At 67.0% G+C, this 13,356-nt stretch carries 8 protein-coding genes and 3 tRNA genes; 9 read left to right on the top strand and 2 right to left on the bottom strand.

Annotated features, from left to right (window positions below; all coding sequences use genetic code 11):
* Positions 1–51 precede the first annotated feature (51 nt).
* The 4 genes from CYJ22_RS06600 (at position 52) to CYJ22_RS06585 (ending at position 4,763) form a co-directional block, all read left to right on the top strand.
* Positions 52–1,536: an alanine/glycine:cation symporter family protein gene (locus tag CYJ22_RS06600; protein WP_007589571.1), complete on the top strand. Its 1,485-nt coding sequence runs from the start codon at positions 52–54 to the stop codon at positions 1,534–1,536.
* A 116-nt stretch (positions 1,537–1,652) separates the two neighbouring features.
* Positions 1,653–2,420 carry a fumarylacetoacetate hydrolase family protein gene (locus CYJ22_RS06595; protein ID WP_101601999.1) on the top strand — a complete coding sequence of 256 codons (768 nt, stop codon included), beginning with the start codon at positions 1,653–1,655 and terminating at the stop codon, positions 2,418–2,420.
* Between the two features lie 103 nt (positions 2,421–2,523).
* Positions 2,524–3,969, top strand: a complete 1,446-nt coding sequence (locus CYJ22_RS06590; RefSeq protein WP_082632882.1) for a purine-cytosine permease family protein — start codon at positions 2,524–2,526, stop codon at positions 3,967–3,969.
* Positions 3,966–4,763: a purine-nucleoside phosphorylase gene (locus tag CYJ22_RS06585; protein ID WP_007589541.1), complete on the top strand. Its 798-nt coding sequence runs from the start codon at positions 3,966–3,968 to the stop codon at positions 4,761–4,763. Before CYJ22_RS06590 ends, CYJ22_RS06585 begins: the two co-directional genes overlap by 4 nt.
* Positions 4,764–4,850: 87 nt before the next feature.
* On the opposite strand, the gene CYJ22_RS06580 is transcribed toward CYJ22_RS06585, so the two are convergent.
* Positions 4,851–6,023: a MalY/PatB family protein gene (locus CYJ22_RS06580; RefSeq protein WP_101601997.1), complete on the bottom strand. Its 1,173-nt coding sequence runs from the start codon at positions 6,021–6,023 to the stop codon at positions 4,851–4,853.
* A 144-nt stretch (positions 6,024–6,167) separates the two neighbouring features.
* Here CYJ22_RS06580 and gltX point away from each other — a divergent pair, with 144 nt between their 5' ends.
* The 5 genes from gltX (at position 6,168) to pulA (ending at position 12,385) form a co-directional block, all read left to right on the top strand.
* Entirely contained in the window at positions 6,168–7,673 is a 1,506-nt protein-coding gene (gene gltX, locus CYJ22_RS06575) for a glutamate--tRNA ligase (RefSeq protein WP_101601995.1), read from the top strand.
* A gap of 198 nt (positions 7,674–7,871) precedes the next feature.
* Positions 7,872–7,943, top strand: a tRNA-Gln gene (locus tag CYJ22_RS06570).
* 26 nt (positions 7,944–7,969) lie between these two features.
* Positions 7,970–8,042: transfer RNA gene (locus tag CYJ22_RS06565), tRNA-Glu, on the top strand.
* Positions 8,043–8,063: 21 nt separating this feature from the next.
* Positions 8,064–8,139, top strand: a tRNA-Glu gene (locus tag CYJ22_RS06560).
* Between the two features lie 121 nt (positions 8,140–8,260).
* Positions 8,261–12,385 carry a pullulanase-type alpha-1,6-glucosidase gene (gene pulA / locus CYJ22_RS06555; protein ID WP_207760519.1) on the top strand — a complete coding sequence of 1,375 codons (4,125 nt, stop codon included), beginning with the start codon at positions 8,261–8,263 and terminating at the stop codon, positions 12,383–12,385.
* Between the two features lie 78 nt (positions 12,386–12,463).
* On the opposite strand, the gene CYJ22_RS06550 is transcribed toward pulA, so the two are convergent.
* Positions 12,464–13,201: an IclR family transcriptional regulator gene (locus CYJ22_RS06550; RefSeq protein WP_003793025.1), complete on the bottom strand. Its 738-nt coding sequence runs from the start codon at positions 13,199–13,201 to the stop codon at positions 12,464–12,466.
* Between the last annotated feature and the right edge of the window lie 155 nt (positions 13,202–13,356).

The following is a 13,356-nucleotide window of genomic DNA, read 5'->3' as shown; positions in this document are numbered from 1 at the left end:
GGCTCGGCGCACTTCACCCGGCCTCGTCTTTTGACACCCCGGGAGGCTCCTGTGGAACACATTGCCCAGATCGAGCAGCAGATTGCTGACTGGATCACGATGCACCTGACGATTGTCATCCTGATCGGCGTGGGCCTCGTCCTGACGGTCGTCTCCCGCGGCGTGCAGCTGCGCCTGTTCCCGGAGATGGTGCGCACGGTCCTCGGCTCGCGCAAGGGAGCCGACGGCGGCATCTCCTCGTTCCAGGCGTTCGCGATCTCGCTGGCCGCGCGCGTGGGTATCGGAAACGTGTTCGGCGTGGCTGCGGCGCTCATGTTCGGCGGCCCGGGCGCGATCTTCTGGATGTGGGTCGTGGCCCTGGTGGGCATGGCGACCGCGTTCTTCGAGGCGACGCTGGCCCAGATCTTCAAGGTCAAGCACTCCGACGGCTCCTTCCGCGGCGGCCCGGCCTACTACATCAAGCGCGGTATGAAGAACCGCGTCCTGGCCAACGTCTTCGCCGTCATCACGGTCGTCACCTGCGGCATCGTCATCACCTCCGTGCAGTCCAACGCCATCGCGGGCACGCTCACGAGCGCCTTCGGTGAGGCCGCTAAGCAGCCCCTGCCCGGCGCGGGCGGCTTCTCGGCTGCGCAGCTCACGGTCGCAGGCCTCATCTTCGTCTTCTCTGCGATGGTCATCTTCGGCGGTATCCGCACCGTCGCCCGCGTCACCGAGTGGATGGCCCCGATCATGGCGACCGTCTACGTCATCATGGTCGCCATCGTCTGCCTCATGAACATCACGCAGTTCGGCACCGTTCTGGGTCAGATCTTCACCTCCGCGTTCTCCATCGACGCCACCGTCGGCGGCCTGGGCGGCGGCATCATCGCCGCGATGATCAACGGCACCAAGCGTGGCCTCTTCTCCAACGAGGCCGGCCAGGGCACCGCTCCTAACGCCGCCGCGACCGCGACCGTGTCCCACCCGGTGCGCCAGGGCCTCATCCAGTCCCTGGGCGTCTTCATCGACACGATCGTCGTGTGCACTGCGACCGCCTTCGTCATCCTCATCGCAGGCGAGAAGGTGTGGGGCGGCGCGGACGTGAACCCCTCGAACCTGACGACCCTGGCCGTGGCCCACGAGCTGGGCGCGTGGACGATCGTCCCCATGGCGATCCTCATCTTCGTCCTGGCCTACTCCTCGATTATCGCCGCCTACGTCTACTCCGACACGAACATGTCCTTCGTCTTCGGGGATGCCCGCTGGGCGAGCTGGACCGTGCGCGTCGTGTGCGTGGCCTCGGCAACGATCGGTGCCCTGCTGACCCTGGACGTCGTGTGGAACGCCGTTGACATCGCGATGGCGGTCATGACGATCACGAACCTGGTGGCCCTGGTCTTCCTGGCCCGCTGGGTGCTGGGCGCGCTGCGCGACTACGAGGCCCAGCGTCGCGATGGCGTCGCCGAGCCCGTCTTCGTGGGTGAGAAGAACCCGCTGCTGCCCGGCGATGTTCCGGGTGGTGTGTGGAAGCGCCCCAAGCAGAAGAAGAAGTAATAGCTGCTGACCACCTCGCCGGGTGTGCCGGGCACGTCTCGTGCCTCGCGCACCCGGCGTCGTGTCTGTCGGCGCTGCTCGCCGCGGCGCACGCGAGGCTGCGTTAGGCTACCGGCATGAGAATCGCACGTTTTTCCGATGGTACGAGCCCGGTCTACGGCGCCCTTGAGGAGGGCTCGACGAGGATCGTGGGGCTCAAGGGTGACCCGCTGTTTTCGCCCGTGGAACCCTCCGGCCAGATCTACGAGCTGGACGAGGTGCGCCTGCTCTCCCCGGTGATCCCGCGCTCGAAGGTTGTGGGCATTGGCGACAACTACTCGGACACCCCGATTCCGGCTGATGAGCGCCCCGAGCCGCCGATTTTCCTGAAGGCCAACACCTCTGTTGTGGGCCCCGACGACCCGATCGTGATCCCCGCCTGGTCGAACGCGGTGGCCTTCGAGGGTGAGCTCGCGATCGTCATCAAGTCCCTGGCTAAGGACGTGAGCGTCGAGGACGCGCCGCAGATGATCCTCGGCTACACGATCGCCAACGATGCCACCGCCCGCGACGCGATGACGGGCGGCCCCTGGTCGCGCGGAAAGTCTTTCGACTCAGCGTGCCCGCTGGGCCCGTGGATCACGGTCGACCCCGCCCTTGACGTGACCAACCTGGCGATTCGCTCGTACCTGAACGGTGAGATCGCTCAGGACTCCTCGACCGCGCACATGATCTGGAACCCCTTCGAGCTGGTGTCCTACGTGTCTCATCAGATGACGCTGCTGCCCGGCGACGTGATCGCCACGGGCGCGCCCGCGGGTGCCGAGATCGTTCACGCCGGTGATCGCGTGGAAATCGAGATCGAGGGGATTGGAAGACTGACGAATCCCGTTGTCCGAGCCTAACTGTGTGACCTGTGTGATAGGATTACGTCGTTCTGACAATATCTCCGTCGCATAGGAGCACACCGTGAGCGAACCCCAGTCATCGGGCGCGCTGGCCGTCGAAATGGCCGGCCTGGACGTCATCCCCGAATCCGATCGCAAGGGAAAACCCTCCGACCTGTTCATGCCGTGGTTCGCGGCGAACATTTCGGTCCTGGGTATCTCGTGGGGCTCCTGGGTCCTCGGCTTCGGGCTTTCCCTCGCCCAGGCGGTCGTCGTGTCCGTCGTCGGCGTGGCCCTGTCCTTCCTGGTCTGCGGCCTCATCGCCATCGCCGGTAAGCGCGGCTCCGCCCCGACGCTGGTCCTGTCGCGCGCGGCCTTCGGCTTTAACGGCAACCGTATTTCCGCTGCGATCTCGTGGATCCTGACGGTGGGCTGGGAGACCTTCCTGGCGATCATGGCCGTCCAGGCCACGGCCACGGTGATGGGGGCGCTCGGCTTCACCAACCACGTCGTCGCCCAGATCATCGCATTGATCCTCGTCGTCGTGCTGGCGGCGGGCTCGGGCATCCTCGGTTTCGAGGCGATCATGAAGGTCCAGACGTGGATCACCTGGGCCACCGCGGCCCTGACGATCGTCTACCTGGTCCTGGTCGCGCCGACGATCGACTTCGCGGTCCTCTCCTCGCGCCCCTCGGCGCCCCTGACGGCGGTCCTGGGTGCGGGCTGCATGCTCCTCGTGGGCTTCGGCTTCGGCTGGATTAACGCGGCTGCTGACTACTCGCGCTACCTGCCGCGCGCCGCCTCGACGAAGGGCGTGGTCGGCTGGACGACGGTGGGCGCGGCGCTGCCCACGGTCATCCTCGTCTTCTTCGGCATCCTCCTGGTTGGCTCAGCCGATGAGTCCCTCTCCGAGGCCATCGGCGGCGACCCGATCGGCGCGCTCACCACGCTGCTGCCCACCTGGTTCCTCATCCCCTTCGCGCTGGTTGCGATTCTGGGCCTTATCGGCGGCATCGTCATGGACATCTACTCCTCGGGCCTGTCGCTGCTGGCCACGGGCGTGCCCGTCTCGCGTCCGGTCGCCACCGCGATTGACGGCACGATCATGACGGTCGGCACGATCGTCGTCGTGTTCTTCGCGGACTCCTTCCTGACCCCCTTCACGGCGTTCCTCACGACCCTTGGCGTCGTCATTGCCGCGTGGGGCGGCGTCATGCTGGCGGACATCGCGCTGCGCCGCAAGGACTACGACGAGCCTTCGCTCTTCACTCCTTCGGGCCGCTACGGCTCGGTGAACTGGGGTGCGGTCGCCTCCCTGATCGTCGGCTCGCTGGTGGGCTGGGGCCTCGTCGTCAACGCGAGCGCCTCCTGGCTGTCCTGGCAGGGCTACCTCCTCGGCCCCCTGGGCGGCCGCGAGGGTGATTGGGCGGGCGCCAACATTGGCATCCTCCTGGCGATGGTCGTCGGTTTCGTCGGCTACTGGGCGACCAGCGCGGGCCGCGTGCGCGCGCAGGAGAAGCTGCCCTCGCGCACCTATGCCGAGGGCGCGGGCGAGGACGAGCAGTGAGCGTCGACCCGCGCTTCACCACCGCTCTCCTCGACGACGAGGCCGTGGCCGGCGCCCGGGTCCTCACCTCTCTTGCGGGACGCCCGGATGCGCTCGTAGTGCTTGGGTCCGGCTTGGCCGAGGCTCTCGACGAGGCCTGGGGAGCCCCCGTGGCCACCGTGCCGCTGGGCGATATCCCTGGCGTCGTCGCGCCGGTTGCGGACGGGCATGGTGGCGAGCTGCGCGCCTACGAGGCGTGCGGGGGAGTGGTCCTCGTGGCCACGGGCCGCACGCACCTCTACGAGGGGCTGGGCGCCCGCCCCGTCACGGCCCTGGCCCGCGGTGCCGTTGCGGCGGGGATCAGCCGCGCGGTCCTCACGAACGCGAACGGCTGCCTGAAGCCCTGGAACCTAGGCGACGTCATGGCGATCACCGACCACGTGAACTTCAGTGGCACCTCGCCCTTCGATGGGCCGCTCTTCCTGGACGTGTCGGCAGTGTGGGATGCCCAGATGACGCAGGGGCTGCGCGGGGTGTGCCAGCGCGAGGGTACTTACGCGATCCTGCGCGGCCCCGAGTACCAGACCATGGCCGAGACCCGCATCCTCGCGAGCCTGGGCGTGGACTGCGTGGGCATGTCGACCGTCATGGAGGCCATCACGCTGCATGCCCTGGGCGTGCGCGTCGCCGGCATGTCGGTCGTCTCCGACCTGTCCTTTGCCGACGCCCCGACGGATCCGACTGCTGTTGTCGAGGCTGCCTCGGCGGCGCGCCAGACCGTGGTCGCTGGTATCGAGGCGGCCCTGGGAGCATAAGCGCACAGAATCAGACACACGCGAGGCCGTGGCCGGGAGATGGTGACCCATCTCCCGGCCACGGCCTCGTCTCGCGTGAGATGAAGATCAGAGCAGGCCGAGGACCCTCTCCACGATCCGCGAGGCCACGTCGGGGGCGCATGCCAGGTTGATGCGCGCCCACGAGGCGTAGTCGGCGCCCAGGGTGCGGCCCTCGTTGGCGGCGATGCGGGCGCGCTCGCGCAGCGTCGCGGCGGGGGAGAGGGGGCCCAGGTCCACGCCTTCGAAGCCCCACCAGGTCAGGTACGTGCCCTCGGGGCGCACGAAGTTGATCGGGGTGTCGGCCAGCGCGCGCTCGACCAGGTCCACGTTCGAGCGGATCAGGTCCTTGACCTCGCGCTGCCAGGCATCGCCCCGCTCGTAGGCGGCGATCGCGCCGACCGTGCCGATGACGTTGGCATCGTGGCGCACGTCGGCGGCGAACACGTCCCAGCGCTCGCGCAGCGCCTCGTCGGGCAGGATCACCTGCGCGGAGGGCAGGCCTGCAATGTTCCAGCCCTTCGACGCGGCGGTCGCGGTCACCGTGTGGGATGCGAACGAGGGGCCAAGCGACGCGTAGGAAACGAAAGGAATCGACTCATCCAGCACGAGGGAGGAGTGGATCTCGTCGGAGAACACGAGCGCGTCGTACTCGCGGATCACGTCGTGCAGGGCGCGAAGCTCGTCCTCGCGCAGGACTCGGCCGACCGGGTTCCACGGGTTGCACAGGATGACGAGGCCGGCCCCGGCCTCGAGCCCCGCGCGGATCCCCTCCAGGTCGAGCGCCCAACCTCGTCCGCCGGCACGCGTGCCGCGCAGCGAGGGAACCTCGATGACGGGGTGGTCGAACTTGCCCGGGATCGTCAGGAAAGGCATGTAGGCGGGGGTGGGCACGATGATCGGCGCGCCCGGGCGCACCAGGTGCTCAATCGTCGCTTCGAGGGCGGGCAGGACCGAGGCCACGAGGCGCACATGGGAGGCGTCCACGTCCCAGCCGAAGCGGCGCTTCTGGAACTCGGCGGTCGCGCCCGCGATGCGCGGCTCCAGCCAGGTCGGCTGGTAGCCGAGCAGGCCGTCGTCGATCGCGCCCTTCATCGCGTCGGCCACCTCCGGGGCCGTCCCGAAGTCCATTTCCGCCACCCACGCGCCGATCGTCGGCTCACCGCTCGCGGTCGTGATACCGGTCCACTTCAGGGAGCCGGTGCGGTAGAGGTGGGAGTCGGAAAAGAGACGAACGGACACGGTGTCCTCCTGGATGAGTCGGTGGATGCGGCGCGGGCCGATCCCGGTGATGCAACCAGCCTATCCGCGCCCCCGGCGCGCGTCGCAGCGCGCCCACCCATCAAGCAAATGCAACAGCCACCGCTGGAGTAGGATGGAGGAATCATGAGTGAAACAACTGCCACCGGTGCCGACGTTCGCGTCCGCTTCTGCCCCTCGCCCACAGGAACCCCTCACGTCGGTATGGTCCGCACGTGCCTGTTCAACTGGGCCTACGCCCGTCACACGGGAGGAACCTTCGTCTTCCGCATCGAAGACACGGATGCCGCCCGCGATTCCCAGGAGTCCTTCGACCAGATCATCGAGTCCCTGCAGTGGCTGGGCCTCGATTGGGACGAGGGCGTCGGTAAGGGAGGCCCGCACGGCCCCTACCGCCAGAGCGAGCGCATGGACATCTACCGTGACGTGGCCGCCCGCCTGCTCGAGGCCGGGTACGCCTACGAGTCATACTCGACCCCCGAGGAGATCGAGGAGCGTCACCGCGCCAAGGGTGAGGATCCCAAGCTCGGCTACGACGGCTTCGACCGTAACCTGACGGAGGAGCAGATCGCCGCCTTCCGCGCCGAGGGCCGCCAGCCCGTCCTGCGCCTGCGCATGCCCGACGAGGACATCACGTTCACGGACCTGATCCGCGGTGAGATCACCTTCAAGGCCGGCTCGGTGCCGGACTATGTCATCGTGCGTGCCAACGGCCACCCGCTCTACACGCTGGTGAACCCGATCGACGACGCGCTCATGGAGATCACCCACGTGCTGCGCGGCGAGGACCTGCTCTCCTCGACGCCCCGCCAGATCGTCCTGTACCGCGCGCTTGAGGCCATCGGCGTCGCCAAGTTCATGCCGCGCTTCGGCCACCTGCCCTACGTCATGGGCGAGGGCAATAAGAAGCTGTCTAAGCGCGACCCCGAATCGAATCTGCTGCTGCACAAGGCTGCCGGCATGATCCCCGAGGGCCTCAACAACTACCTGGCCCTCCTGGGCTGGTCGATTGCCGCGGACCGCGACATCTTCTCCATGGAGGAGATGGCGCGCGCCTTCGATATCTCGGACGTGAACCCGAACCCGGCGCGCTTCGACCAGAAGAAGGCCATCGCGATCAACGCTGAGCAGATCCGTCTGCTGGACGGCAAGGACTTCCGCAACCGCCTGGTGCCCTTCCTGCACCGCGATGAGGTCGTCTCGGCCGACTCCTTTGAGGCGCTGACCGATCGTGAGCGCGAGATCCTCACTGAGGCCGCGCCGCTCATCCAGACGCGTATCCAGCTCCTCGGCGAGGCCACGGGCATGCTCGGCTTCCTCTTCGTTGCCGACGACGCCCTGGAGATGGATGAGAAGGCCGTCTCCAAGCTGAAGGACAACGCCGTGGACGTCCTGGACGCCGCTATCGAGACTGTCGAGGGTCTGACCGAGTTCACGACCGCGGCGCTCGAGGAGTCGCTGCGCGCACGCATCGTCGACGAGATGGGCGTCAAGCCCCGCCTGGCCTTCGGCCCGCTGCGCGTCGCCGTGACCGGCCGTCAGGTCTCCCCGCCGCTGTTCGAGTCCATGGAGATCCTGGGCCGCGATTCCTCGCTGACCCGCCTGCGCGCCCTGCGCGCCTCCCTGGCCTGATCTCTGCGACCAGCCCCGGCCTCGTCGCCCTGTTTGAGGGACGAGGTCGGGGCTTCGTCGTGCCTGGAGGTGTTTCCTTCGTGGGGGAGAGGTGGTGGGTGATCGGGACCACTAGCCTTCGATTTGGCATGAGGGCGTCGGTCCGCTACAGTTATCTCCTGTCGCCAGCGACGTGAAAGCGAAGCAGGTGATACCCAATGGGGTATGGTGTAATTGGCAACACAGCTGATTCTGGTTCAGCCATTCTAGGTTCGAGTCCTGGTACCCCAGCGGTCTGAAGCGTAAGTTTCAGCAAGGCCCCCATCGTCTAGCGGCCTAGGACGACGCCCTCTCACGGCGTTAACACCGGTTCAAATCCGGTTGGGGGTACGGATTCATAAGTGAATCAAGGCCCCCATCGTCTAGCGGCCTAGGACGACGCCCTCTCACGGCGTTAACACCGGTTCAAATCCGGTTGGGGGTACCAATGACCTCGTCACCTGAGCGGTGGCGAGGTTTTTTGTTAACCACTCGGTCCGCGTTTTCGCTTGTGCTTTGCAGAAAAGTTTCGGAACCGTTGCAGTGTGTCTAACCTAGGAGCAGCCCCCATGGGAGGGGACCGCTTTTGGACGAGGGAGTCTGTCGTGACATACCGACTCAATAGGACAATGCTGCGCCGAACGCTGGGCGTTGGCGCTGCTATCGCGCTGATGGGAGGTGTACTTCCAGCCGCGTGGGCCGCGCCCGAGACAGGAACGTCAAACCTGGGTAACGATGCGACTGCTGCCGACGCGGGAGCTGCCGGCGCCGCCGCCGACGTGCTGGTGACAATCCCCGGTAACCACAACATGGCGATGGGATGCGACGCCGACTGGGCGCCCGGCTGCGATAAGGCTGCGCTCACGCGCGACGCGACGGGCGTGTACAGCGCCACGTTCACGCTGCCGGCCGGCGACTACCAGTACAAGGTCGCCGAGGGCGGCTCGTGGGACACGTCGTTTGGTGCCGGGGGCGCTGCGGGAGGGGCAAACATCTCCTACACCCTGAGCGAAACGACGTCCGTCACCTTCTTCTACAACCGCGCGACGCACCGCGTGTGGAACACCGCGACCGACCAGATGGTGACGCTGCCGGGTTCCTTCCAGAAGTCCTTGGGCTGCACTGATAACTGGAAGCCCGCATGCCTGGCACCCCTCATGGAGCCGGTGGGGGACGGGACCTACACCTACGCCACCACCGCGCTGCCTGAGGGCAACTACGAGTTCAAGGTTGCCATCGGCGGGTCCGACAACGAGAATTACGGGCAAGATGGCGCCATCGGCGGTGCCAACTACCAGTTTGCGACGAAAGCGAACAAGCTCGTGACCTTCACCTACGATTCTCAGACGCACAAGGTCAACATCGCGAGCGCTGACGCCCCGGTCGCGGGCGCTGGCGAGCAGCGCGCCTACTGGGTGACCTCGAACATTCTCGCGTGGCCGACCTCGCTGCTGCCCGAGGGTGTGACTCGCGCGCAGGTTCTCGACGGTTCCGCGAAGCTCTCCTATGAGCTGGTGACCGCCCCCGAGGGCGGCGCCGGCCTGGCGGATGGCGCCGTCACCGGCGCTTCGACGAGCGCCCTGACCGTCGCGGGCGACCTGCCCGCCGAGGTGACCGCGGCCCACCCGAACCTCAACGGATACATCGCCCTGAAGGCCTCCCTCGACGAGGCCGGAGCCCGCGAGGCCCTCACCGGCCAGATCGCGGTCGCCCAGAAGTCGGGGGAGAGCATCAACGCCTTCACCGGCGTGCAGATCGCACCCGTCCTCGACTCGCTCTACGCGGCGAAGGCCACCCAGGCCTCGTACGGCGTGGGCTGGAACGAGGCGGGTAACCCGACGTTCGCGCTGTGGGCGCCGACCGCTAAGAACGTGACCCTGCTGTCGTGGAACACTTCGACCCCGCGCGGCTCCGACGCCGACGTGCAGGGGGACGGCCTGCGTACCGCCGCCGTGCGCGGCGAGGACGGTCGCTGGAGCGTGGACAACGCCGCCGGCGACATCCACGAGGGCGCCCAGTACCTGTGGGAGGTCAGCGTCTACGTGCCTGAGACGGGCAAGGTTGAGACGAACCTCGTCACCGACCCCTACTCGGTGGCCCTGACCGTTGACTCCACGCGCTCCGTGGCTGTCAACATGGACAATCCGTCGATCGCCCCCTCGCTGTGGACGGACTCGAAGGCCCCCGTCATCGCAGATGACGCCCAGCGCTCCATCTACGAGCTGCACGTGCGCGACTTCTCCGCCGCAGACACGTCGGTGCCCGAGGACATGCGCGGCACCTACATGGCCTTCACGCAGTTCCAGTCCAACGGCATGCGCCACCTGGCCGAGCTGTCGCGCGCCGGCATGAACACGGTGCACCTGCTGCCCACTTTCGACATCGCGACCATCCCCGAGAAGCGCGCAGACCAGAAGACGCCCGCGATCCCCGAGAATGCCGGCCCGGCGTCCGAGGAGCAGCAGGCGGCGGTTGCGGCCGTGGCCGACCAGGACGCCTACAACTGGGGCTACGACCCGCTGCACTGGATGGCCCCCGAGGGCTCCTATGCGACCTCGTCTCAGCAGAACGGCGGTGGGCGTGTGCGTGAATTCCGCTCCATGGTGGGTGGTCTGCACTCGATCGGCATGCAGGTCGTCCTCGACCAGGTCTACAACCACACGCCCGCGGCGGGTCAGTCCGCCCACTCCGTGCTTGACCGCGTCGTGCCCGGCTACTACCAGCGCCTGAACGCCACCGGCGGTGTCGAGACCTCGACCTGCTGCTCCAACGTCGCGACGGAAAACGCGATGAGCGAGCACCTCATGATCGACTCGATGATCCACTGGGCGAAGTACTACCACGTCGACGGTTTCCGCTTCGACCTCATGGGCCACCACCCGGCTGAGGAGATGAAGCGCGCGAAGGCGGCCCTGTCCTCCCTCACCCTGGAGAAGGACGGCGTGGACGGCTCGCGCCTGTACATCTACGGCGAGGGCTGGAACTTCGGTGAGGTCGCGAACAACGCGCTGTTCACCCAGGCCACGCAGGGACAGCTGGATGGCACCGGCATTGGTGCGTTCAATGACCGCCTGCGCGACGCCGTGCACGGTGGCGGCCCCTTCGACGAGGACCACCGCGTGCTGCAGGGCTTTGGCTCGGGTGCGTTCTCGGACTTCAACGGTCTTGATACCCGCTCCGAGGCGGATCGTCGCGCCGATTATCTGCACCGTGTGGACCTCGTGAAGCTGGGCCTGGCGGGCAACCTGAAGGACTACACGCTCACCACCTACGACGGTAAGACCGTGTCGGGCGCGCAGCTGGACTACAACGGCCAGGGCGCCGGGTTCGCCTCCCAGCCCGCCGAGAACGTCAACTACGTAGATGCCCACGACAACGAGACGCTCTTCGACCTGGTCACCTACAAGATGCCGGCGGATGCTCCAATGGATCACCGCGTGCGCATGTCGCTGATCAGCCAGGCCTCCGTGGCCCTGTCGCAGTCGCCTTCCTTCTGGGCCTCGGGCACGGAGATGCTGCGCTCGAAGTCCCTGGACCGCGACTCCTACAACTCCGGAGATCACTTCAACGCGATCGACTGGTCGATGCGCGACAACGGTTTTGGCCGTGGCCTGCCGGTGAAGTCGAAGAATGGCGCGGCCTGGGATCACATGCGCCCGCTGCTGGAGAACCCCGATCTGAAGCCGACCCCGGAGCAGATCGACACCTCCTCGGAAATCGCGATGGACTTCCTGCGCGTGCGTTCCTCCTCGCGCCTGTTCACGCTGGGCAGCGCGGATCTGGTCCGCTCCAAGGTGACCTTCCCCAACTCGGGTGAGGGCGCCGTGGACGGCACGATCGTCATGCTCATCAACGACGAGGCTGGGGCCGGGAATGACATCGACGCGAAGCTCGACGGTGCTCTCGTCGTCTTCAACGCGACGGGGGAGTCCGTGACCACCGCGGTCGAGGGCCTGTCGGGTCGCGTCTTCAAGCTGCACGAGGCCCAGGCGAACGGCTCGGATGAGACCGTCAAGGGCGCGTCCTTCGACGCGAAGACGGGCTCCGTCACGGTTCCCGCTCGCACGGTCGCCGTCTTCACGCAGGCCGCGGGCGATCGCATTGATCCCACCGTCACCCCGGAGCCGGATCCGGCTGCCGCGCAGTGGGTTGCCTCGGGTGATGGTCGTTGGTGGCTTCGCTACCCGGATGGGACCTACCCGGCCAACGAGCGTGTTGTCCGTGACGGTGTCACGTACTCCTTCGATGCGAATGGTTGGATGAAGACCGGCTGGCAGGTCGAGGACGGCGCGTGGCGCTACTACGCCCCGTCCGGCGCGATGGCGACCGGCTGGACCGCCGTCGGCGGCACCTGGTACTACCTGGATCCCGACACCGGAGCCATGGCCACCGGCTGGCTGAAGGACGGCGACACCTGGTACTACCTGAACGCCAGTGGTGCGATGGCGAGTGGCTGGGTGAACCTGGGCGGCGCCTGGTTCTACCTGAACAGCGATGGCTCGATGGCCACCGGCTGGGCCGTCGTGGGTGGTCAGTGGTACTACCTCACGGAATCCGGCCAGATGGCAATCGGATGGGTGAAGGACGGCGGCAGCTGGTACTTCTGCCACCCGTCGGGTGCCATGGCGACTGGACGTGTCGTTATCGGCGGCACCGCCTACACCTTTGATGGTTCGGGCCGCTGGGTCGCCTAGCGGATCGCTGCGCAAACGGGTGGGCCGGGACGATTCAATCGTCCCGGCCCACCCGTTTATCTTGTCTCAGGTCGCGCCTTACAGGTCGGCGGCGTCCTCGACGGTGGAGAGGAACTCCGTGAGCCTGTTGGCGGCCGCCATGACGGAGGGGCCGTGCTGGCGTCCGGGCTGGCGACCCATGCGCTCGATGGGGCCGGAGATGGACAGGGCGGCCAGGACGCGGCCAGAGGGGCCGCGCACGGGGGCGGACACGGAGGCGACGCCCGGCTCGCGCTCACCCACGGACTGTGCCCAGCCACGGCGGCGCACCTCGGAGAGCATGGTGGCGTTGAAGGAGGCGCCGTACAGGCCGCGGTGCAGGCGGTCGGGCTCCTCCCAGGCCAGCAGGACCTGGGCGGCGGAGCCGGCGCTCATGGAGAGCGTGGCGCCCACGGGGATCGAGTCGCGCAGGCCCATCTCGCGTTCGGAGGCGGCCACGCACACGCGGTAGTCGCCCTGGCGGCGGAAGAGCTGGGAGGATTCCTTCGTGTGGTCGCGAAGAGCCTGGAGGACCGGCATGGAGGCCTGGAGGAGGCGGTCTTCGCCGGCGGCGGAGGAGAGTTCCTGGAGGCGGGGGCCGAGGATAAAACGTCCCTGCATGTCGCGGGCGACCATGCGGTGATATTCGAGAGCGACGGCCAGTCGATGGGCGGTGGGGCGAGCAAGCCCCGTGCTGGAAACGAGTTGGGCGAGGGTGGCGGGTCCCGCCTCGAGAGCGCTGAGAACCAACGCAGCCTTATCGAGAACGCCAACGCCACTGGATGTTTGCTCTTCCATACAACTATTTAATATCTCAGCTTTTGAGATGGCAAATTGTCGGATAGTGAAACAGGTCAAAGCGGCGTCCGAGACGTGAGATCAGCGGGTCGCATGGCGGATAAGGCGGTTCCATTGATGGCGAAGCATGAATGACACCGTGTCTCCAAAGTGGG

This window comes from Schaalia odontolytica, from assembly GCF_002847525.1.
Taxonomy (GTDB): Bacteria; Actinomycetota; Actinomycetes; order Actinomycetales; family Actinomycetaceae; genus Pauljensenia; species Pauljensenia odontolytica_B.
This window is presented reverse-complemented; position numbering and strand designations above follow the sequence as displayed.